We start from the raw sequence: 21,521 nt of genomic DNA, 5'->3' as shown, positions 1-21,521 counted from the left end.
TCGCGCGACGCCGACGCCGCCTCGCGCACCTGGTTGCCGGCCTGCCGGAGCGTGATGAACACGGTGGCGGCGGTCGCGCCGAGGGCAACCAGCGCCACCAGCAGGAACACGCGGACGCGGAAGCTCACGGCTGTTCGACGAGCCGGTAGCCGCGGCCGTAGACGGTCTGCACGTACCGCCCGGAGTCCTCGCCGAGCTTGCGGCGCAGGTTCATGACGTGGGCGTCGACGGTGCGCTCCAGCACGTACCGGTCGAAGCCGAACGCCTTCTCGATGATCTGCCCGCGGGTGAACGCCCGGCCCGGCGCGGCGGCCAGCACCTCGAGGATCCCGAACTCCTTGGCGGTCAGCACCACCGGCCGCCCCTCGACACGCACCTCGAAGCGGCCGGAGTCCACCTCCAGGTCGCCGATGCGCAGCACCGCGGAGTCCTGCGCCTTCAGCGCTCCCGACCGGCGCAGCAGCGCGCGAACCCGGGCGGCCAGCTCGCGCGGGCTGTACGGCTTGGTCAGGTAGTCGTCGGCGCCCGCGTCCAGCCCGCGCAGGATGTCGTCCTCGGCGGTGCGGGCGGTCAGCATCAGGATCGGGACGTCCGACTGGGCCCGCAGCACCCGGCAGACGGTCACGCCGTCCAGCTTCGGCATCATCACGTCCAGGACGACCAGGTCCGGCTTCTGCTTGCTGCACAGCTCGAGCACCGCGTCGCCGTCACCCACGCAGGTCACGCGGTGCCCCTCCCGGCGCAGGTAGGCGCCGGCCAGATCGGCCTGCTTGGGGTTGTCCTCGGCGACCAGGATCTCCGTGTGCATGGCGCCGATCGAACCAAAACCCCGCAATCTCAATGAGCAATTTTCAACCTGGCATCGGGCCCGATGCTGCCGGGCCGCTGTCCAGCGGCGGCAAGCGAGGCCCTCGCCACGTTGAAAAAGGCTCAGTCAGCGGCGACCGAGATCAGCGCCTGCTCCCGCAGCCACCGTGTGGTGGTCGCGGCGTCGTGGGGGCGGGCGATGCCGTACCCCTGCGCCAGGTCGCAGCCGTAGCCCTGCAGCCGGTCGAGGATCTCCAGATCCTCGACGCCCTCGGCCACGACGCTCATGCCAAGCCGGTGTGCCAGCTGGATCGTGCTGTGCACGATGGCGGCGCTGCGCGGGTCGGTCGTGCACCGGCTGACGAAGGAGCGGTCCAGCTTCAGGTCGTCCACCGGCAGGACCCGCAGGTAGCTGAGGCTGGAGTAGCCCGTGCCGTAGTCGTCGAGCGCCAGGCGGATCCCCATCTCGCGCAGCGCGGACAGCTGGGCGAGCGCGGTGTCCGCGTCAGTCATCAGCACACTCTCGGTGACCTCCAGCTCCAGGGTGTGCGCGGGCAGGCCGTACCGGCCGAGCAGCGCGGCGACCTGCGCAGGGAAGGACGGGTCGCGCAGGTTGGAGACCGAGAGGTTGACGGCCACCGAGACGGGCAGGCCGTCGTCGTGCCAGGTGCGGATCTGGCGGCAGGCCAGGTCGAGCACGATCGCGGTGATCCGGTTCATCAGGTCGGCGGACTCGGCGGTGTAGAGGAAGGCGTCCGGGTAGACGAGGCCGCGCGCCGGGTGCTGCCAGCGGACCAGCGCCTCGACGCCGCACACCCGGCGGGACGGGTCCGCGGTGACCTTGGGCTGGTAGTGCAGGACCAGTTCGTCGCGGCCGAGGCCGGCGCGCAGTTCCTCGAGCATGGTGAGGCGGGCGCGCGCGTGGTCGTCCAGGCCGGTGGCGAACGCGGGGCCGCCGTGGCCGGTCTTGGCGGCGTACATGGCGACGTCGGCGCGGCGCAGCAGGGTGGAGCGGTCGGTGCCGTCGTCGGGGCAGACCGCGATGCCGATGCTCGCGTCGACGTGCAGGTCGACCTCGGGGAGGGCGAACGGCTCGCGCAGCGTACGCAGCACGGCTCCGACGACCTCACCGGCCTCCTCCCGGCCCATCCCGGGCATGATCAGGCCGAACTCGTCGCCGCCGAGGCGGGCCAGCATGACCGGCTTGTCGATCGAGTCGCTCATCCGTGCACCGACCAGCCGCAGCAGGCTGTCGCCGACGTCGTGGCCGAAGCTGTCGTTGACCTCCTTGAAGCGGTCCAGGTCGACGAAGGCCACGGCGACACCGCAACTGTCACCGTCGAGCTGTTCGTCCAGGCGCTCGATGAAGAGCCGGCGGTTCGCCAGACCGGTCAGCTCGTCGGTGCGCGCCTGCCGGCGTGCGGCGCCGAGCGCCGCGGCGGCGCGGACGCTGACCATCATCCGGACGATCGCCGCGGTGATCGCGACAGCGGCGAGCAGGCTGCTGATCGGTTCGACGGCGTGCTCGGCGATCGCCGCGTACAGCAGCAGGCCCAGGCTGATCAGGGCCAGGCCGGAGGGGATCGCGGTGCTCACCCACACGCCGGACCGGCGGCCGCCGGGATGCGGGATCCGGTGCGCCCGCCCGGCGGCGAGCGCCATCAGGGCCAGCCCGTAGGTCCACATCAGCTCGAGCGAGGCCGGCGTCGCGACCGCCTGCCACAGCAGCACCATGTAGACCACGTCGGCCACGGCGAACAGGCCCATGCCGGTCATCAGCAGCTGGAACACCCGGTCGGCGCGCCAGCCGGCCAGCGCCCAGGCACCGAGCAGGCAGCCGGCCACGGCGATGTCGGCCACCGGATAGGCCGCGTTGACCAGGATCCCGACGACGGTGGCGTGCGGCGCCGGCTCGACGGCGGCCAGCACGGGCACGGAGACCAGTGACGAGACCGCGCCGGCCGCGATCACCCCGTCCAGCCAGGCCGGCATGCTGAGCCGGGGCAGGCGGCGCCGCAGCAGGAGCACGAGGGCGCCGGCGAAGCACGGATAAAACACCAGCCACAGCCCGTCGGCGGGGGTGACCAGCGGTTCCGGACTGAGCTGCTGGACGAACAGGGTCCAGTAGAACTCGCCGGCGGCGAAGGCGAGCATGCCTGCGGCAAGCAGGGACAAAGCGGGGGTACGCCGGGCGCACGTCGCCACGAGCAGCCCCGGGAGCAGGTAGGCGGCACCGCCGACGGCCTGGGCGAACACGCTGTCCTGGCTCACCTGGCCCAGGTCGGCGAGCACGCAGACGGCCGTGTGGAGCAGCACCACGACGCCCAGAAGCCACCGGGGCGCACGCTCGCGCCACGGTGGCCCCCAGAGATTCCGCATATCCGAATTATCGGTCGTTACTCGTCAATGGTGAGCCGATCGGCGCGAGCTCCGGCACCGAAACGGCCGGCGTGGCCGCTCGCCGCATCAGCCGGAGGCCCACCAGCGCCAGCGGCGCACAGCACAGCGCGCCCACCAGGCTCCCCGCCACCGGCGTGATCATTCCGCCCGCGACCGGCCCGGCGATCATCGGCAGCAGCGCGACCGGCGCCGCCCACCAGCCGATCACGCCGTTGCGGGCCAGCCCCGCCATCAGGACCGCCGGCATGACGATGCCGAGGATCACCCCGGTGCGCAGCCAGAGGATCATCGACGGGTCGTCGTTGATCTTCGTGAACACCGCAACGGCCTGGTCGAGCGTGACGGCCGACGGCATCGCCGCGTTCATCCAGTCCGCGAAGAGCACCCCGGACATCTGAATCGCGCCGAACGCGGTGGCCACCACACCGACCGTGGTGAGCACCCGCCCGCGGTCACCGCGCAGCAGCGTGATCGCCGCGGGGACGGCCAGCGCGATCGCCACCCAGTAGTAGTGGAAGAGGTTCGCCGACAGGATCGACCGGCCCCAGTCCTCGGCGAGCGAGCTGATGTATCCGGCCGGCGAGTCGTCGGCCTGCGGCGGCGAGGTGAGCATCGCGCCGAACAGCAGCACGGGGGTGGCGAGCAGGGCGCCGCCGGCGAGGCGGTTCAGGATCGGGTTCGTCATGGGACAGAAAGCTAGGGAACGACCACCGTGCCGCGGATCGTCGCGCGAGTCCGATCACGCTGCGACCGGCGGGCGGCGGATGTAGTCCGGGGGTGGTCCCGGGGTAGGACAAGCCGTCATTCCCTGGGCCGATCCGCTCCGGCGGCCGGGCCACTACGGTCGAGCGCACACGGAGAAGGGAGGCGCGGGTGCGCAGGCTCGTTACCGGCGTGATCGCCGGAGGGATCTGGGCCGCTGTGGCGGTGGCCGAGATGACCGGCGCCAAGGTGCCGGACGGGCCGGGCTGGGGCGAGATCAGCGCCGCGCTGGTGCTGTTCGCCTGCTTCCCTCTCGCCGCGTTCCTGCCGGTCACCGCGATGGTGCTGGCCGTGCTCGTGGTGCCCTACACGGCCGTGCTGGGCCTGCCCGGCGTCGGGGGCGCCCAGCTGATCGCCCAGCTGGTCCTGGTGGCGTACGCGGCCTTCCGCGAACCGGCCCGCCGGACCGTGCCCGCCGCCCTGATCGCCTGGCTGGTGCCGGCCGCCGCGCTCTACCTCAACGGCGAGACCTCGTGGGAGTTCGTCTTCTTCGGGGTGCTGCAGGCGTTCGGCTGGACCGTCGGCGCGCTGCTGCGCCGCGAGCAGATCCGGTCCGCGCAGCTCGCCGAGCTCGCCGCCGAGCTGGCCCGCGAGCGCGAGGCGCGGGCCCGTGCCGCGGTGGACGAGGAGCGCGCCCGGATCTCGCGTGAGCTGCACGACGCCGTCGCGCACACGGTCAGTGTGATGACCATGCAGGCCGGGGTGCTGCGCCGCCGCCTGTCCGACCGGCCGGTGGAGCGGGACGCGCTGGCTCAGGTGGAGGAGCTGGGCCGGCGCAGCGTCGAGGAGATCCGCCGGGTGGTCGGGCTGCTGCGCCCGGACGACACGGACGGGCTCGGGCCGGCGCCGTCGCTGCGCCGGCTCGACGATCTTCTCGAGCACGTCCGCGGGGCGGGGCTCGAGGTGGAGCTGACGGTCACCGGTGAGCCGGTGGCGCTGCCGGCGGCCCTGGACATGTCGGCCTACCGGGTGGTGCAGGAGGCGCTCACCAACGTCCTGAAACACGCTGCCGCGCGGAAGGCGGCGGTCGTCGTGGCGTACCGAAGAAATGGGGTTGATCTGACCGTGACCGACGACGGCAGCGGGACCACCCAGAATCCGGGCGGTCATGGACTGCTCGGGATGCGTGAGCGGGTGGGGCTGTTCGGCGGGGAGCTGCGGACCGGGCCGCGTGACGAGGGTGGCTATGAGGTGGCCGCGACGTTCCCCGTGACCGAGGGGGCGCGATGATCCGGGTGCTGCTCGCGGACGACGAGGCGATCGTGCGGGCCGGCCTGCGCATGCTGCTCTCCGACGAACCGGACATGGAGGTGGTCGGCGAGGCGGCCGACGGCAACGAGGCGGTCCGGCTGGCCGGGCAGCTCACGCCGGACGTGGTGCTGATGGACGCGCGGATGCCTGGTCTCGACGGGATCGGCGCGGCGCAGCGGATCGGGCGGGAGCATCCCGCGGTGCGCGTGCTGGTGCTCACCACGTTCGACGAGGAGGTGCTGGTCGACGGCGCGCTGCGGGCCGGAGTCGCCGGTTTCCTGCTCAAGGTCTCCCCGCCCGAGCAGCTGCTGGACGCGCTGCGCGAGGTGGCCGCCGGGCGCGGGCTGCTCGACCCGGCGGTGGTCCCGCGGGTGATCACCCGTTATGCGGGCACCCCGCAGGCACGGACCCGCGACCCGGCGCTGGACCTGCTCACCCCGCGCGAGGCGGAGGTTCTCGCGCTGGTCGGCCGCGGCCTGTCCAACCTCGAGATCGCGGCGCGGTTGCACCTGGGCGAGACCACCGTCAAGACGCACCTGGGGCGGGCGCTGGACAAGCTCGGCCTGCGGGACCGGCCACGGGCGATCGCCTACGCCTACTCGAGCGGGCTGATCACCGACTTCTAAGCGCGGGCCGTGCGGAGTCGATCGGACAGAGGTGAGCTCGCCGTGGGGACGCCGTGTCCGGTCGTGGGCGCCCGTCGTCGCGGTGGTGTTCGCGGCCGGCGCGGTGGTCGCGGCGCGGGCCACGCGGCGGCGGACGGTGGCTGAAGAACCGCAGCCGGCCGCGGTGGTGGCTCCGGTGGCACTCCCGCAGGAGCCGGGTGAGCCCGCCGCGGTGGGTGCTGGGCGCCGGATGGCCGTGCTGGCCGGCGTTGTGGTCCTGGCAGTGGTCGCTGTGGTGATCATCGTGGTCGCCGGACGCTCCACGCCGGTCTCGGAAGTCGCGCCCGTGGCTCCGCCGGTCTCGCCGTCCGCCTCGCCGTCGCCCCCGCCGCCGACGGCGCCCTGCGTGATGGTGGACGAGCCGCTGCCGTGGTACGCGTTTCCGTCCACCCCGGCGGGAGTCGTCATCCCGCCGGGCGAGCTCGGCTTCCCGGCGTGCTGGAACGGCGTGCTCGGCGAGAGCGCGATCCTCTCCAGCGGCCCGGGGAAGCTGGTCAAGGTGACCGCCACGCGGGCCACGAACAGTCAGGCCGGACGGCAGCAGCCGGGCGTTCAGCCCCGGGAGACGTTCCGGCTGCACTTCGAATATGCCGGCACCGACGTTCAGGGGCTCGACGTGCGGCCCGTCGCCTGGGGCGCCGTCGAGCGCTTCAGGTGGATACCGTCGATCGCCACACCGTTCGCGTGGCTCAGGCTCGAGCCGGACCGCGACGCCGACCAGATCGTCAGCTTCGATCGTTCCCAGCTGGTCCGGCTCCGGATCAGCATCATGCCCGACGGCAACCAGGGGACAGCGGAGTGGGAACTCTAGGGATTCGCGGTGCGCAGCTGGAGCAGGCCGGCCAGCCGGGCGACCACCGGGCGGGCTTCCAGGTGCAGGCGGGCGATGTTCAGGCCGCCGTCGCCGATGACGATGAGCAGCGCGAGCTCACCGATGGCGTAAACCGCGAGGTACCCGTTCTGGTTGTGGATGGTGACCTCGGAGAACCCGCCCTGGCCGAGCACCGCGCCGGTGGTGCGGCTGATGCCGTGCGCACCGGCGGCGAGGGCCGCGACGTCGTGCGGCTCGGTGGACGACTGGGGGGTGTCGTGCAGGATGAGCAGCCCGTCCACACCGGCCACCACGCAGCCCAGGACACCCGGCACCTGGTGACGCAGGGCGGCGAGTTCGGCGTGCGCTGTCATACGTCGAGTTCCGCCTCGATCTTGCGGAGCTGGTGGCGGGCCAGTCCCAGGTTGGCGCGGGCCTTGTCGAGCGACAGGTAGAGGAAGAACGCGTCGCCGTGGCGCTTCTGCTGCAGCAGGCGGATCACGTGGTACTGCGAGTCGAGGGTGATCAGGATGTCCTCGATGCCGTCCTGCATCCCGAGTAGTTCGAGGGTGCGCACCTTGGCCCGGATCACGTCGGTGTTGCCGGCCGCCGCGACGTTCATGTCCATGGTCGCGCCGCCGCCGGCGACACCCAGCGTCAGGCCGCTGGTGTAGTCCACGAGCGCCACACCGATAGCGCCCTCGATGGCCATCGCTTCCTTCAGGGCCGTCTCGATATTCACTGCCTGTGCTCCGTCCATGATCAGCCGGTTCCGTCGGCAACCCTTGCACGCGGGATTTGCTCAGGCACTGAGCTAAAGCCAGGTGGGACCGAAGAGCGGCGATCACCGGGCGACCGACCCGCCCCGGGTCGCCCGAACGGCGGGCGAATCAGACCCGGAATCGGGAAACGAGGCCACTCAGGTCGGTGGACATCCGGGCCAGTTCGGAGATGGCCTGCTGGGTCTCGGCGACTCCCTGGCTGGTGTTCTGCGCGGCCTGCGCGACACCGGTGATGCTGCGCGAGATCTCGCCGGTGCCGGTGGCGGCCTCCGAGACGCTGCGGTTCATCTCCGCGGTGGTGGCGGTCTGCTCCTCGACCGCGGACGCGATGGTCGTCTGGAAGTCGCTGATCCGGGCGATCACCTCGGATATCTTCTCGATCGCGCCGACCGCGCCCTCGGTGTCGGCCTGGATCGCCTCGACCCGGCGGGAGATGTCCTCCGTGGCCCGTGCCGTCTCCTGGGCCAGGTCCTTGACCTCGGAGGCCACCACCGCGAAGCCCTTGCCCATCTCGCCGGCCCGGGCTGCCTCGATGGTGGCGTTGAGCGCGAGCAGGTTGGTCTGCTCGGCGATCGAGGTGATCGTCTTGATCACGTTGCCGATCTCCGCCGACGACTCGCCGAGCTTGCTCATGGTGGTCGTGGTGACCGAGGCGAGACTGACCGCCTCCGCCGCGACCTGAGCCGCCTCGCTGGCGTTCTGCGAGATCTCACGGATCGAGGCACCCATCTCCTCGCTGCCCGCCGAGACGGTGTCGACGCTGCGGGAGATCTCCTCGGCCGCGCTGGAGACGGTCTGCGACTGTTCCGAGGCCTCCTGCGCGGAGGCGGCGATCTGCGCGGCCGTGCCGGTCATCTGCTCCGACGCTCCGGCCAGGGACGCGGCCGACCCCTCGATGGTGGTGACCGTCTCGCGCAGCGAGGCCATCGCGGTGTCCAGCGACTGCCCCATCCGGCCCGTCTCGTCGCGGGAGGTCAATCCGGTGGTGTGGGTCAGGTCGCCCCGCGCCAGGGCGTCGCACACGTCCTTCACCGTGGTGAGCGAACGGACGATGCCGGCCGCGACGAACCATCCGATGGCCAGCGCCAGCAGGATGCCGACGACCAGGATGGTGATCGCCATGACGCGGCCGTTCTCGTACCCGGACTTCGCCGTTCCGGCGTTCCTGGCCGCGTCGGCGGTCTCGGTGCCGTCCAGTTCCTCGACGTCCTGATAGACGGCCTCCATGACCGGGACGACCTCGGCGTCCCGGATCTTCGCCCAGGTGACCAGGTCGTTCCTGGCGCCGGTGGGGATCAGCTTCTCGGTGGCGATCGTCGCGAAGTCCTGCCACTGCTGCGCGAGATGGTCGATGGTGGCCGGGTCACCGGCGGGGGCGCTCGCACGATAGGCGGCCATCGCGGCGTCGAAGGTCTTCAGGTCCTCGGTGTAGGCGGCGGCGTACTTCTCGGTGCCGGCCTTGTCCGCCGAGAGGGCCTGGAGCGCGACGTCCAGCCGGGTCTGCGCGACGGCGGCCTTGATCTGGCCGACCGCTTTGATGCTGGAGACGTTGCTCGTGTAGATCAGCTGAGCCGAGCTGCTGCTCTCACTGAGCCCGGTCAGCCCGGTGATCCCCACGATCAGGGCGACCACCGCGGCCGCCGCCACCGCGGCGAGGATCCTGATCTTGACGCTGAGGTCGGCGAGTCGTGCACCTCTCACAAGGTCACCGTATGCGTAACCGCCGCCGCCGCGCGGGCGTTTGTGCGGTCAGACATGTCAAATCGTGCGAGGTGAGTGCGGTGAGGCCGGACGATGTTCATGGTGCTGCCGATGCGGGGCTTGTGGTCACGCCGACCAACCGATCCCTTGCTACCTTATATTCAACCTTGAACCGATTTATCAGTTCTTCTGTGGACACAACGGCGTCGAGTGCGCCGATGCCCTGACCGGCGCCCCAGATGTCACGCCAGGCCTTGGTGGCTCCGAAGTCCATCGCGGACGGATCCGACACGGGCAGGTTCGCCGGGTCGAGACCGGCCGCCTCGATGCTCCCCCGCAGGTAGTTGCCGTGCACCCCGGTGAACAGGTTGCTGTACACGATGTCCTTGGCGCTGCTCGCGACGATCATCTCGCGGTACTCCGGTGACAGCGTCGCCTCGGTCGTCGACAGGAACGCGCTGCCCACGTACGCCAGATCGGCCCCGGCGGCCTGCGCGGCCAGGATCGAGCGGCCGTGCGCGATGGCGCCGGAGAGCACGAGCGGGCCGTCGAACCAGGCGCGGATCTCCTGGAGCAGCGCGAAGGGCGACTGCGTCCCGGCGTGGCCACCGGCGCCCGCGGCCACCGCGATGATGCCGTCCGCGCCCTTGTCGATCGCCTTGTGCGCGAACTCGTTGCTGATCACGTCGTGCAGAACTGTCCCACCGTACGAATGAACCGCGTCGTTGATCTCCGGGCGGGCACCCAGTGACGTGATCACGATCGGCACGCGGTGCTCGACGATCACCGCCATGTCCTCCTCGAGACGGCGGTTCGACCGGTGCACGATCTGGTTCACCGCGAACGGCGCGCCGCCCGTCTCGGCCTTGATCCGGTCCAGCCACTCGCCGAGCAGGCTCGCCGGGCGGGCGTTGAGGGCCGGGAACGAGCCGACGACGCCGGCCCGGCACTGAGCGATCACCAGGTCGGGGCCGGAGCAGAGAAACATCGGCGCAGCGATCACCGGCAGCGACAGTGAGTCCGTGAACATGGAGGAAGGCTAGAACAGTATGCAACTAGTTGCATAGGGCTTGAGACCGAAATCGCCGATTCCCGGCCCCCGGCAGGCTTACCGTTTCGGTGTGAGGCTTCTGAGGCCGGTGTCTGTACTGGTGTCGGTGGCCGTCGTGACCGTCCTCGCCCTCCTCTCGGCGGCCGCGCCGCCGCGGATGCTCGTGTTCGGCATGCTCGCGCTGGGCCCGGCTCTCGCCGCCACCTCGTCCAACCCCTCAGCGGTCCTGCTCGTCGGCGGCTACGCGCTGGCCACCGCCTTCACCATCTCCACCTGGCAGGGCCTGCTCGGCACGCTGGACCAGTTCCTGCGGCTGGTCGTGGTGGTCACGATCACGGTGATCAGCTGGGCGGTCGCCCGGCACCACCGCGCCCTGGCGCGCGGGCAGGCCGGCGCCGCACGCGAGCGCGAGATGCTGGTGGCCTTCGCCGAGCAGTCCGCCGACGCGATCATCGTGAGCCGTCTCGACGGCGTCGTCACCTCGTGGAACGGCGGCGCCGAGCGCCTCTACGGCTACACCGCGGACGAGGTGATCGGCAGCCGGTTCGCCAAGGTCATCCCGCCCGAGCGCCGGCACGCCCTGGACCAGGCGCTCGCCGAACTGGCCGACGGCCGGCAGATCCGCCTCGACGAGACCCGCCGGATCTGCCGCGACGGCAGCGAGCGCGTCGTCTCGGTCACCGTCTCACCGATCCGCGACGAACTCGGCAACGTCGTCGCGGCGGCGGCCACCGAGCGGGACATCACCGATCAGAAGCTGGCGGCCGAGCGATCGGCGCGCGCCGCCCGCCTGGAGAGCCTCGGCCAGCTGGCCGGTGGCGTCGCGCACGACTTCAACAACCTGCTCGCGATCATCCTGAACTACGCCGACTTCCTGGCCGACGAGATCACCCCGGACGGCGCCGACGACCTGGCCCGCATCCGCGACGCCGCCGACCGCGCCCGCTCGCTCACCGGCCAGCTGCTGCTGTTCGCCAAGCGGGAACCGACCGAGGTGGAGATCGTCGACCTGAACGACTCGATCACCTGCTCCGGCGAGCTGCTCAGCCGCAGCATCGGCGCCAACATCCGCATGGTGTGCCGTACCCACTCGCACCCGCTGCCGGTCCGCGCCAACCGCGGGCGCCTCGACCAGATCCTGCTCAACCTGGTCATCAACGCCCGGGACGCGATGCCCGACGGCGGCGTCGTGGTGATCGAAACCAGTCGCGCCGGCGCGCAGGCCCGGCTCACCGTCAGCGACACCGGCACCGGCATGACCCCCGAGGTCCGCGACCGCCTCTTCGAACCGTTCTTCACCACGAAGCCCGCCGACCGCGGCACCGGGCTCGGGCTGGCCACCGTGTACGGCATCGTCGGCGACGCCGGCGGCACCATCGGCGTGGACTCCACGCTGGGCATCGGCACCACCTTCGAGATCCTGCTCCCGCTGGTGTCCGAACCGGCGACCGCGCCGGCCGAGTGCCTCGAGACCGGGCCGGCCCATGGCCACGGGGAGCGCATCGCGGTCATCGAGGACGAGGATTACGTACGCGACCTGGTGATTCGCATCCTGCGCGAGCACGGTTACCGGACCACCGCCCTCAGCGAGGAGAATCTGGCCGCCTCCACGCTGGACGACGCGTCCCTGCTGATCACCGACATCGTCCTGCGCGGGCGGCCCGGCCCCGCCCTGGCCGACGATCTCCGGGACCGGCACCCGGGCCTGCGCGTGCTGTTCATGTCCGGCTACAGCGACGCCGAACTGCGCCGCCGCTACGACATCGGGGATGCCACCCGGATCGTCCAGAAACCGTTCACCGCGGTCGAGTTGCTGGCGGCGGTGGATGAGGCGCTGTCGACACCGCCGGCCGTCGGGTCGGCACCGGGTTCCTCCGCGCAGCCAGGCCCCTCTCCCTGATTCACTCCGACTCGGTCAGCGACCCGTCGCGCTCGACGTACTCCGCACCGGTCTCCGGGCAGACCCACACCCCGTCGCCCTTGGCGGTCAGCGGATGCCCGGCCCGCCCCACCCAACCGACCCGCCGTGCGGGAACCCCCACCACCAGCGCGAAGTCCGGAACGTCCTTGGTCACCACCGCACCCGCCGCCACCAGCGCCCACCGGCCCACCGTCACCGGCGCGATGCACACGGCCCGCGCCCCGATCGACGCGCCGTCCCCGATGGTCACGCCGACGGCCGTCCAGTCGTCCCCGCCCTTGAGCCGGCCGTCCGGGGTGACCGCGCGCGGGTACTCGTCGTTGGTGAGCACGGCCGCCGGGCCGACGAAGACGCCGTCGCCGAGGCGGGCGGGCTCGTACACCAGGGCGTGGTTCTGCAGCTTCACGTTGGAGCCGGCGATCACGCCGGGGCCCACGTACGCGCCCCGGCCGATGTTGCAGCCGGATCCCAGGACCGCATCCTCGCGAATCTGGGCGAGATGCCAGATCCGGGTGCCGGCACCGATCGTCGCCCTCGGGTCGACATCGGCGGTCGGAGCGACAGTGACACCCTCAAATGCGGTCATAACGAACCTCTCCGGGCAGCCGAGCGGGAAACCCCGCCAGAGTAATCATGATCATGTTCGGATCGGTGTCGGGTAGCCGACCTGTGCGGCCAAGTCGGTCCGTTGGTCGGCATGGCCGCTGACCACAAGGCGCACCGGCAATGGCCGAAGGTATCGCTTCACCCTCCCGGCTTCGCCGGAATTCCGTCAGCGATCTGGCGGCGGGTGGCGTCGTATCGATAGCGTTCCGGCCGACCGCGTCCCGCATCCCTCCACCGTGCACGATCGACGTCGACGTGGCCATCCCCGGACGTAAGGACCACCGACGAAGCCGCGGCTTCCAGAACGAAACGGATGTCAGTGACTCCTCCGCCGCCCGACAAGCAGACCAAGAACGACAAGCCGATCGGAATCGCTGTCGTCGGGGCCGGTTACTGGGGCCCCAACCTCGTCCGCAACTTCCAGGGCAGCCCGTCGTTCCGCCTCCAGTGGCTGTGCGACCTCGACGTCGACCGGGCCAAGCGTGTGCTCGGCGGTTACTCGACGGTCCAGGTCTCCGCCGACCTCGACGAGGTCCTCGCCGACCCCGAGGTCGACGCCGTGGCGATCGCCACACCGGCCGGCACGCACCTGCCGGTGGCGATGGCCGCGCTCAAGGCCGGCAAGCACGTGCTCGTCGAGAAGCCGCTCGCGGCCACCTTCGACGAGGGCCGCCAGCTCGTCGAGGAGGCCGACCGCCGCGGGCTGACGCTGATGTGCGACCACACCTACTGCTACACCCCGGCGGTGCTGCGCATCCGCGAGTTGCTGCACGCCGGCGAGCTGGGCGAGCTGAACTTCCTGGACTCGGTGCGGATCAACCTGGGCCTGGTCCAGCGTGACATCGACGTGGTGTGGGACCTCGCGCCGCACGACCTGTCGATTCTCGACTTCGTGCTGCCGCCGGCGGTCCGCCCGGTCGCGGTGGCCGCGCACGGTGCCGACGGGATCGGCGCCGGGCGGGCCTGCGTGGCATATCTCACGCTGCAGCTGAGCAACGGCGCGATCGCGCACATCCACGTGAACTGGCTGTCCCCGGTGAAGGTCCGCACCACGATCGTCGGCGGTTCCAAGCGGACTCTCGTGTGGGACGACCTCAACCCCAGCCAGCGGCTTTCCCTCTACGACCGCGGTGTCGACGTGGCCTCGCCGGACGAGCTGGGAGACGAGCAGCGGCGCGACATCCTCATCTCGTACCGGTCCGGCGACATGGTGGCCCCGGCGCTGACCGAGCGGGAGGCGTTGCGCACGATGGTCGATGAGTTCGGGCGGGCCATCACGACCGGCACTCCCGCGCTCACCGACGGACGGTCCGGGCTGCGGGTGCTGGAGATCCTGCAGGCTGCCTCGCGCAGCCTGGCCGAGGGCGGAACCATGATCAAGCTGGACGAAGGGCACATGGCGTGACTGGGGTACAGATCGAGGGCGCGAGCGCTCTCGTCACCGGCGGTGCGGGCACGATCGGCTCGCACGTCGTGGACGAACTGGTCCGCGGCGGCGCCGCCGAGATCGTCGTCCTGGACAACTTCGTCCGCGGCCGGCGGGACAACCTCGCCTGGGCGCTGGAGAACGGCCCGGTGCGGCTGGTCGAGGGCGACATCCGCGACGTCGAGCTGGTCCGGGAGGTGACGGCCGGCAAGGACCTGGTCTTCCACCTGGCCGCGATCCGGATCACGCAGTGCGCGGAGGAGCCACGGCTCGCCAACGAGGTGCTGGTCGACGGCACGTTCAACGTGATCGAGGCGGCGGCCGAGGCCGGCGTCAAGAAGCTCGTCGCCTCCTCGTCGGCGTCGGTGTACGGGCTGGCCGAGGAGTTCCCGACCACGGAGCGCCACCACCCTTACAACAACGACACGTTCTACGGCGCGGCGAAGGCGTTCAACGAGGCGACGCTGCGCAGCTTCCACGCCATGAAGGGCCTGGACTACGTCGCGCTGCGCTACTTCAACGTGTACGGGCCGCGGATGGACATCTACGGCCTCTACACCGAGGTGCTGATCCGCTGGATGGAGCGCATCGAGTCGGGCACTCCCCCGCTGATCCTCGGCGACGGCCTGGCCACCATGGACTTCGTGCACGTGGCGGACATCGCCAGAGCCAACATCCTGGCCGCCCGCGCGGACGTCACCGACGAGGTCTTCAACATCGCCAGCAACACCGAGACCAGCCTCAAGGAGCTGGCCGCGGCGCTGTCCGCGGTGATGAAGTCGGACCTCGAGCCGGAACACGGCCCGGCCCGCGCGGTCAACGGTGTCACCCGCCGCCTGGCCGACATCACCGCGGCCGAGCAGAAGCTGGGCTGGAAGCCCGAGCTCACCCTCAACGAGGGCCTCGCGGGCCTCGTCGACTGGTGGCGGTCGTCCAAGTGATTCCGGTGATGATTCCGCAGCTGGGCGAGGAGGAGGCGCAGGCCGCCGCCGAGGCGATCCGCTCCGGCTGGGTCGCGCAGGGACCGCGTGTCGCCCGATTCGAGACTGAGTTCGCGGCCGCTGTCGGCGCCGGTCACGGTGTCGCGGTCTCCTCCTGCACCACCGGCCTGCACCTGGCGCTGGTGCTGCTCGACATCAAGCCCGGCGACGAGGTGATCGTCCCGTCGCTGTCGTTCATCGCCACCGCGAACGCGGTCCGCTACGTGGGCGCGACCCCGGTCTTCGCCGACGTCGACCTGGCCACCGGCAACCTCACCGTGGAGACGATCGACGCGGTGCGCACCGAGCGGACCCGCGCGGTCATCGCGGTGCACCAGGGCGGCGTGCCGTTCGACACCGCCGCGCTGCGCAAGGCCGCGGACGGGTGGGGCGTCGGCCTGGTCGAGGACGCCGCCTGCGCGGCGGGTTCCACGGCGTACGGCCAGCCCGCCGGAACCGGTGCACGGGTCGCCGCGTGGTCGTTCCACCCCCGGAAGCTGATCACCACGGGTGAGGGCGGCATGGTGACCGTCGACGACCCGGAGGCCGCCGTCCGCCTCAAGCGGCTGCGCGAGCACGGCATGAACGTGTCCGCCGCCGACCGGCACGCCAGCAAGCAGCCGGTGCTGGAGGCGTACCTGGAGACCGCCTACAACTACCGGATGACCGACATCCAGGCCGCGGTCGGCCTGGTGCAGCTCGGCCGCCTGCCCGGCCTGGTCGCGCAGCGGCGCGCGCTGGCGGCCCGCTACCAGGAGTTGCTGTCGGACATCGACGGCCTCGTCCCGGTACGCGACCCCGCACACGGCCAGACCAACTACCAGTCCTTCTGGGTCCTGCTCGACGGCTTCAGGGTGAGCCGCGACGAGGTCCTCACGGAGCTGGCCGCCAAGGGTGTCTCGGCCCGTCGCGGCATCATGGCCGCACACCTGGAGCCGGCGTACGCCGACGTCACCCCGGCACCGCTGCCGGTGACCGAGCGGATCACCCGCGACTCGCTGATCCTCCCGCTGCACCACAGGCTCACGGAGGACGACCAGGACCACATCGTCGGCGTGCTGCGCGAGCTGGCCGTACGGTGAAAGACCTCATCATCGTCGGGGCCGGCGGCTTCGCGCGGGAGACCGCCGCGGCCGCCGCCCCGGCGGGGTGGAACGTGCTCGGCTTCGTCGACGACGACCCGGCCCTGCACGGCACCGTCCGCGCGGGCCTGCCGATCCTCGGCCCGGTCGACAGCGTGCTCAAGCGGGACGCCGCGGTCGTGGTGTGCGTGGGCAACCCGCGCAACTTCACCGCCCGGCGGCGCATCGTCGAACGCCTCGGCCTGCCCGAGGACCGGTACGCCACGGTCGTGCACCCCACCGCCGTGGTGGGTGCCGGCAGCACCGTCGGAACGGGCAGCGTCCTGCTCGCCGGAACCGTGCTGACCGCCGACGTCACCGTGGGAGCGCACGTGGCCGTCATGCCGCAGGCCGTGCTCACCCACGACGACCGGGTGAGCGACTACGTCACCATCGCGTCGGGCGTACGCCTCGGTGGCAGTGCTGTCTTGAAGACCGGCGCCTATGTGGGCTCCGGCGCCCTGATCCGGGAGGGCGTGACCGTGGGCGACTGGGCCCTGGTCGGCATGGGCTCCGTCGTGCTGCACGACGTGCCCCCGGGTGAGATCTGGGCCGGCAACCCGGCCCGTCTGCTGCGGAAAGCTGAGGAGTTAGCTCAATGACCAGGATTCCGCTCGTCGACCTGGCCGCCGCCCACGCGGAGGTGGCCGAGGAGGTCGAGGCCGGTTTCAAGCGCATCATCGCCGAGACCGCCTTCATCGGCGGTGCCGAGGTGGCGGCGTTCGAGCAGGAGTACGCGGCCTTCTCCGGCCTGCCGCACTGCATCGGCGTGGCCAACGGCACCGACGCCCTGGAGCTGGCGTTCCGGGCGGTCGGCGTCGGCCCGGGCACCGAGGTGATCCTGCCGGCCAACACGTTCATCGCCACCGCCGAAGCGGTCGCGCGGACCGGCGGCAGGGTCGTGCTGGTCGACTGCGACCCGCGTACCTATCTCATCGATGTCGAAGCGGCTCTCGCCGCGGTCACCCCGGCCACCCGCGCGATCGCGCCGGTCCACCTCTATGGCCAGCTCGCCCCGGTGGACCAGCTCCGCGCCGGCCTCGCGGGCCGTGACATCGCCATCGTCGAGGACGCCGCGCAGTCGCAGGGCGCCACCCGGCACGGCATCGGTTCCGGCGTGGACGGCATCGCCGCGACCAGCTTCTACCCGGGCAAGAACCTGGGTGCCTACGGCGACGCCGGCGCGGTGACCACCGCCTCCGAACAGTGGGCCACCACGGTACGGACGCTGGGCAGCCACGGCGGCCTGCGCAAGTACCACCACGACCTGGTCGGCGTGAACAGCCGCCTGGACGGGCTGCAGGCGGTCGTGCTGCGCGCCAAGCTGGCCCGGCTGGCCGGCTGGAACGAGCGCCGCCGCGCCGCCGCCGCCCGCTACCACGAGCTGCTGGCGGACCTGGACGTGGTGCTGCCGGAGACGCTTGAGGGCAACGAGCACGTGTGGCACATCTACTGTGTCCGCGTGGCCCGCCGCGACGAGGTGCTGGCACAGCTCAACGCCGCCGGCGTCGGCGCCGCGATCCACTACCCGATCCCCGTGCACAAGACCGGCGCCTTCGCCGGCCTGGACGGTTCCTACCCGAACGCCGAGGCCGTCGCGCCGGAGATCCTGTCGCTCCCGATCTACCCGCAGATCACCGCGGACCAGCAGGCCCGGGTGGCCGAGGAGCTGGCCAAGGCGCTGCGCGCGTCCTGAGGAGGACTGTCAGATGGCCTACGCCGCGGTAGCTACCGACGGTGACCGCCGGCTTCCCTCGCTGACCGGTCTGCGGTTCATCGCGGCGTTCGCCGTCTTCGGTTTCCACGTGTCCGTCGCCGGCCTCTTCGCGGAGGACGGCGGCGTACCCGCGGTGCTGGACGAGGTGTTCCGGCAGGGCGCGACGGGTGTCTCGTTCTTCTTCATCCTGAGCGGCTTCGTGCTCTGCTGGTCGGCCCGTCCCGGCGACACCATGCGGCGTTTCTGGCGGCGCCGCGCGGCGAAGGTGTACCCGAACCACCTGGCGACGGCGCTGTTCGCGCTCGCGGTCGTGCTCGTCGCCGGCACCGCTGTCACGGTCTGGTCGGTGGCGGCCAACCTGCTCCTGCTGCAGGCCTGGGTGCCCGACGAGGCGGTCTTCTACGGCCTGAACACCCCGAGCTGGTCGCTCTCCTGCGAGGCCTTCTTCTACCTCTGCTTCCCGCTGATCCTGCGGGCCGTCGACCGGCTGCCCCGGCAGTGGCTGTGGCCGCTGACCGGTGCCGTGCTGGCGGCGGTGTGCCTGATGCCGGCCGTGGCGCTGGGCCTGCCGGAGGATCTGCGGTACTGGTTCATCTACGTCAGCCCGCCGGTGCGCATGCTGGAGTTCGTCGTCGGCATCCTGCTGGCCCGCATCGTGCGCGACGGTCTGTGGATCCGGCTCACCGTGGTGCCGGCCGCCCTGCTCGCCGTCGCCGCGTACTTCGCCTCCGGCTTCCTTCCGCTCGGCTTCTCGTACGTGGCCGGCACCGTCATCCCGCTCGCGCTGCTGATCCCCGCCGTCGCGGTCAGCGACCTCAACGGCACCAGCTCGTTCCTGCGGCGCCGCACGATGATCTGGCTGGGTGAGATTTCGTTCGCCTTCTACCTGGTGCACCAGCTCGCGATCCGGATCGTCGAGCGGGCGCTCGGCGGGGAGGGCTTCTCGCACCCCGGCGGAATGCTCGTGGCACTCGCCATGCTGGCGCTGTCCATGCTGGGCGCCTGGGCGCTGTACCGGATCGTGGAGACGCCCGCGATGCGGCTGTTCTCCGGCAGCAAGACCCGCCCGGTGCAGACTCCGGCACCGAGCGTCACCACGCCCTGATCAGGAAGAACGCACCATGTATGTAAGTTTGCGAGACCGGCCGGGATCCGACTCGGGAAAGTCCGGGACAACCATCCGGCGGGTCTCGTCGACGGTCGTACTGCTCGGCGTGGTGAGCCTGCTGACCGACGTGTCGTCGGAGATGGTGGCGTCGGTCCTCCCGCTGTATCTCACCGCCGCGGTCGGGCTCAGCCCGGTGGCGTACGGCTTCCTGGACGGCATGTACCAGGGCGTCAGCGCTTTCCTGCGGATCGCCGGCGGCTACGCCGGCGATCGCGGGGGCCAGCCGAAGTGGGTGGCGGTTCTCGGGTACGGCGCGTCCGCGCTCAGTCGCATCGCCATGCTCGTGGCGACCGGCTTCGCCGCGATCACCGCCGTGGTGACCGTCGACCGCCTGGGCAAGGGGCTGCGCACCGCCCCGCGCGACGCGCTGATCGCCGAGGCGTCCGACCCCAAGATGCTCGGCCGCGCGTTCGGCGTGCACCGCACCCTGGACACGATCGGCGCCGCGCTCGGCCCGCTCGTCGCGTTCGCGCTGCTCGCCGCCGTGCCGGGCAGCTACGACTCGATCTGGGTGGTGTCGTTCGCGTTCGCCATCGTGGGTGTGGCGGTCCTGGTCCTGTTCGTACCGAACCTGCGCACCGCCGCCGGTACCGCGCGGATCGGTCTGCGGCGCACGTTCCGGGCGGTGGCCGGCCGCCGGCTGCGCCGCCCGCTGATCGCCGCCGGGGTGCTCGGGCTGCTGACAGTCGGTGACGGTTTCCTCTACCTGTCACTGCAGGAGCGCGACGACTTCGCCGCCGTCTACTTTCCGCTGCTCTACGTCGGCACGAACGTCGCGTACCTCGCCCTCGCCGTGCCCCTGGGCCGGCTGGCCGACCGGGTGGGCCGCGCCCGCGTGCTCGTCGCCGGGCACGGCGCCCTGCTCGCGTGCTACCTGCTCGCCGCGCTGCCGTCCGGCGGTCTCGGGCTGACGCTGGTCGTCCTGATGCTGCTCGGCGTCTTCTACGCGGCCACCGACGGTGTCCTGCCGGCGCTGGTCAGCCGCCTGGTCCCGGCCGAGGCCCGGGGCAGCGGCATCGCCGCGGCGCAGACCGTGGTGGCGCTGGCCCGGTTCGCCTCGTCGCTGACGTTCGGTCTGCTCTGGAGCCTGCAGGGCCCGGCGTCCTCACTGCTGCTCTTCGCCGGCCTGCTGACGGCCGCGATACCCGCGGTGGCATGGCTGCTGCGCGGCGTCGAGGCGGACGCGTGAACAGCCGGGCTCGCGTCGCCACCCTGCTGTCGATCCTCCTCCTGGCTCTAGCCGGAGCCGGAGGATATGTCTGGAATGTTCGAAAGACCCAGGCGGAGACGCTGGCTTCGGCACCACAGGTCGCCCAGGGCGGCGATCTGCAGTCGCTGCGCACCCAGCCGCACATCGTGTTCCGCAGCAACGCGCTGGGCGAGAACTACGGTCGCGTCGCGGTGGTGCCGCTGACCGCTCCGGACGGCCCGAGGGCGTTCACTCCGGCCTCTTGCGAGCGGGTGTACGCCACGACAGCCGACGCCATCTGCCTTTCCGCTAAACGCGGACTTGTCACGACTTATCAGTCCAAACTGCTGGATCCGAGCTGGAACGACACACGGGACCTCCCGCTGACCGGCCTGCCCAGCCGCGCCCGACTGTCCGGCGACGGCTCGCTGGTCGCGACCACGACGTTCGTCTACGGCGACTCCTACGCCAACCCCGGACAGTTCTCCACCAGGACCGTGGTGACCCGCACCGACGGTGAGGTGGTCGGCGACATCGAGAAGTTCAAGCTGGTCGTCGACGGCAAGGTGATCACCGCCGCGGACAAGAACCTGTGGGGCGTCACGTTCGCCGGCGACAACGACCGCTTCTTCGCCACGGCCGCGTCCGGCGGCAGGACCTGGCTCGTCGAGGGCAGCCTGAGCAAGCGGACGGTCACCTCGATCCGCAGCGACGTGGAGTGCCCGTCGCTCTCCCCCGACCGGACCCGGATCGCCTTCAAGAAGCACGGCGACCTGCCCGCCGGCAAGTGGAGGCTGGCCGTTTACGATCTCCGGACCGGAACGGAGATCGAATTGGCGGAGACCCGCAGCATCGACGACCAGGCCGAGTGGCTGGACGACTCGACCGTCCTCTACGGCCTGTCCCGCAAGACCGACGGCTCGGCCTCCAGTGATGTCTGGAAGGTGCCGGCCGACGGGTCCGGAAAGCCGGAAGTGCTGATCAGCGACGCGTGGTCACCGGCGGTCGTCCGATGAGGTAAGGGGCCACTTATGCGAAGTGGCCGACCGAACGGATGATCCACTATCACCGGGCGGCGTCCACTTCGGCAGCCCTCACCGATGTTTGAGCACCGCTCGATCTTCTATTTTCACAACGCACATCCGGGCTTCCACCGGCGAATC

General features: G+C 71.1%; 20 protein-coding genes. 12 read left to right on the top strand and 8 right to left on the bottom strand.

Annotated elements, in window-relative coordinates; genetic code table 11:
- Nucleotides 1-124: 124 nt before the first annotated feature.
- The 3 genes from AB0M02_RS24125 to AB0M02_RS24115 all read right to left on the bottom strand — a co-directional run bounded on the left by AB0M02_RS24125 (nucleotide 125) and on the right by AB0M02_RS24115 (nucleotide 3,892).
- Nucleotides 125-808, bottom strand: a complete 684-nt coding sequence (locus AB0M02_RS24125) for a response regulator transcription factor (protein WP_364230198.1) — start codon at nucleotides 806-808, stop codon at nucleotides 125-127.
- Between the two features lie 122 nt (nucleotides 809-930).
- A complete protein-coding gene (locus AB0M02_RS24120) occupies nucleotides 931-3,186 on the bottom strand; it encodes a bifunctional diguanylate cyclase/phosphodiesterase (protein ID WP_364230195.1) in 2,256 nt (751 codons plus the stop codon).
- A 7-nt stretch (nucleotides 3,187-3,193) separates the two neighbouring features.
- Entirely contained in the window at nucleotides 3,194-3,892 is a 699-nt protein-coding gene (locus AB0M02_RS24115; RefSeq protein ID WP_364230192.1) for a hypothetical protein, read from the bottom strand.
- 188 nt (nucleotides 3,893-4,080) lie between these two features.
- Here AB0M02_RS24115 and AB0M02_RS24110 point away from each other — a divergent pair, with 188 nt between their 5' ends.
- The 3 genes from AB0M02_RS24110 to AB0M02_RS24100 are packed head-to-tail and all read left to right on the top strand — an operon-like array spanning nucleotide 4,081 to nucleotide 6,696.
- The gene (locus AB0M02_RS24110; RefSeq protein ID WP_364230190.1) at nucleotides 4,081-5,199 is read left to right on the top strand and encodes a sensor histidine kinase; all 1,119 of its coding nucleotides are present in this window, start codon (nucleotides 4,081-4,083) and stop codon (nucleotides 5,197-5,199) included.
- The gene (locus AB0M02_RS24105) at nucleotides 5,196-5,846 is read left to right on the top strand and encodes a response regulator transcription factor (protein WP_364230189.1); all 651 of its coding nucleotides are present in this window, start codon (nucleotides 5,196-5,198) and stop codon (nucleotides 5,844-5,846) included. Before AB0M02_RS24110 ends, AB0M02_RS24105 begins: the two co-directional genes overlap by 4 nt.
- Before the next feature lie 31 nt (nucleotides 5,847-5,877).
- Nucleotides 5,878-6,696, top strand: a complete 819-nt coding sequence (locus AB0M02_RS24100; protein WP_364230187.1) for a hypothetical protein — start codon at nucleotides 5,878-5,880, stop codon at nucleotides 6,694-6,696.
- On the opposite strand, the gene AB0M02_RS24095 is transcribed toward AB0M02_RS24100, so the two are convergent.
- The 4 genes from AB0M02_RS24095 to AB0M02_RS24080 form a co-directional block, all read right to left on the bottom strand.
- The gene (locus AB0M02_RS24095; protein ID WP_364230184.1) at nucleotides 6,693-7,070 is read right to left on the bottom strand and encodes a roadblock/LC7 domain-containing protein; all 378 of its coding nucleotides are present in this window, start codon (nucleotides 7,068-7,070) and stop codon (nucleotides 6,693-6,695) included. The two genes, AB0M02_RS24100 and AB0M02_RS24095, sit on opposite strands and share 4 nt — an antisense overlap.
- On the bottom strand, nucleotides 7,067-7,456 hold the full coding sequence (locus tag AB0M02_RS24090; RefSeq protein ID WP_364230183.1) for a hypothetical protein: 390 nt from the start codon (nucleotides 7,454-7,456) through the stop codon (nucleotides 7,067-7,069). The genes AB0M02_RS24095 and AB0M02_RS24090 overlap by 4 nt, the downstream gene beginning before the upstream one ends.
- 130 nt (nucleotides 7,457-7,586) lie before the next feature.
- On the bottom strand, nucleotides 7,587-9,179 hold the full coding sequence (locus tag AB0M02_RS24085; RefSeq protein WP_364230180.1) for a methyl-accepting chemotaxis protein: 1,593 nt from the start codon (nucleotides 9,177-9,179) through the stop codon (nucleotides 7,587-7,589).
- 97 nt (nucleotides 9,180-9,276) lie between these two features.
- Entirely contained in the window at nucleotides 9,277-10,209 is a 933-nt protein-coding gene (locus AB0M02_RS24080; RefSeq protein WP_364230177.1) for a nitronate monooxygenase family protein, read from the bottom strand.
- 91 nt (nucleotides 10,210-10,300) lie between these two features.
- Between AB0M02_RS24080 and AB0M02_RS24075 the strand changes: the two genes are divergently transcribed.
- Entirely contained in the window at nucleotides 10,301-12,130 is a 1,830-nt protein-coding gene (locus AB0M02_RS24075; protein WP_364230174.1) for a PAS domain S-box protein, read from the top strand.
- A gap of 1 nt (nucleotide 12,131) precedes the next feature.
- On the opposite strand, the gene AB0M02_RS24070 is transcribed toward AB0M02_RS24075, so the two are convergent.
- The gene (locus tag AB0M02_RS24070; protein ID WP_364230172.1) at nucleotides 12,132-12,737 is read right to left on the bottom strand and encodes an acyltransferase; all 606 of its coding nucleotides are present in this window, start codon (nucleotides 12,735-12,737) and stop codon (nucleotides 12,132-12,134) included.
- A gap of 333 nt (nucleotides 12,738-13,070) precedes the next feature.
- Here AB0M02_RS24070 and AB0M02_RS24065 point away from each other — a divergent pair, with 333 nt between their 5' ends.
- Genes AB0M02_RS24065 through AB0M02_RS24030 form a run of 8 tightly spaced genes read left to right on the top strand, consistent with a single transcriptional unit; the run spans nucleotide 13,071 to nucleotide 21,374 of the window.
- Nucleotides 13,071-14,162, top strand: coding sequence for a Gfo/Idh/MocA family oxidoreductase (locus tag AB0M02_RS24065; protein WP_364230170.1), 1,092 nt, complete (start codon nucleotides 13,071-13,073; stop codon nucleotides 14,160-14,162).
- The gene (locus AB0M02_RS24060; protein ID WP_364230168.1) at nucleotides 14,159-15,124 is read left to right on the top strand and encodes an NAD-dependent epimerase/dehydratase family protein; all 966 of its coding nucleotides are present in this window, start codon (nucleotides 14,159-14,161) and stop codon (nucleotides 15,122-15,124) included. Before AB0M02_RS24065 ends, AB0M02_RS24060 begins: the two co-directional genes overlap by 4 nt.
- Before the next feature lie 8 nt (nucleotides 15,125-15,132).
- A complete protein-coding gene (locus AB0M02_RS24055) occupies nucleotides 15,133-16,245 on the top strand; it encodes a DegT/DnrJ/EryC1/StrS family aminotransferase (RefSeq protein ID WP_364230561.1) in 1,113 nt (370 codons plus the stop codon).
- Nucleotides 16,242-16,886: an acetyltransferase gene (locus tag AB0M02_RS24050; RefSeq protein ID WP_364230166.1), complete on the top strand. Its 645-nt coding sequence runs from the start codon at nucleotides 16,242-16,244 to the stop codon at nucleotides 16,884-16,886. Before AB0M02_RS24055 ends, AB0M02_RS24050 begins: the two co-directional genes overlap by 4 nt.
- Nucleotides 16,883-17,980 (top strand): DegT/DnrJ/EryC1/StrS family aminotransferase, encoded by a 1,098-nt coding sequence (locus tag AB0M02_RS24045; RefSeq protein WP_364230163.1) that lies wholly within the window; start codon nucleotides 16,883-16,885, stop codon nucleotides 17,978-17,980. The genes AB0M02_RS24050 and AB0M02_RS24045 overlap by 4 nt, the downstream gene beginning before the upstream one ends.
- A 13-nt stretch (nucleotides 17,981-17,993) precedes the next feature.
- Complete coding sequence (locus tag AB0M02_RS24040; protein ID WP_364230161.1) at nucleotides 17,994-19,106, top strand: acyltransferase; 1,113 nt, start codon at nucleotides 17,994-17,996, stop codon at nucleotides 19,104-19,106.
- A gap of 16 nt (nucleotides 19,107-19,122) precedes the next feature.
- Nucleotides 19,123-20,358 (top strand): MFS transporter, encoded by a 1,236-nt coding sequence (locus AB0M02_RS24035; RefSeq protein ID WP_364230160.1) that lies wholly within the window; start codon nucleotides 19,123-19,125, stop codon nucleotides 20,356-20,358.
- Nucleotides 20,355-21,374 (top strand): hypothetical protein, encoded by a 1,020-nt coding sequence (locus AB0M02_RS24030; protein ID WP_364230158.1) that lies wholly within the window; start codon nucleotides 20,355-20,357, stop codon nucleotides 21,372-21,374. The genes AB0M02_RS24035 and AB0M02_RS24030 overlap by 4 nt, the downstream gene beginning before the upstream one ends.
- Nucleotides 21,375-21,521 lie beyond the last annotated feature (147 nt).

This window comes from Actinoplanes sp. NPDC051861 (genome assembly GCF_040681145.1).
GTDB lineage: Bacteria > Actinomycetota > Actinomycetes > Mycobacteriales > Micromonosporaceae > Actinoplanes.
The sequence above is the reverse complement of the archived record's forward strand: the minus strand, read 5'-3'. Positions and strand labels throughout refer to the sequence as shown.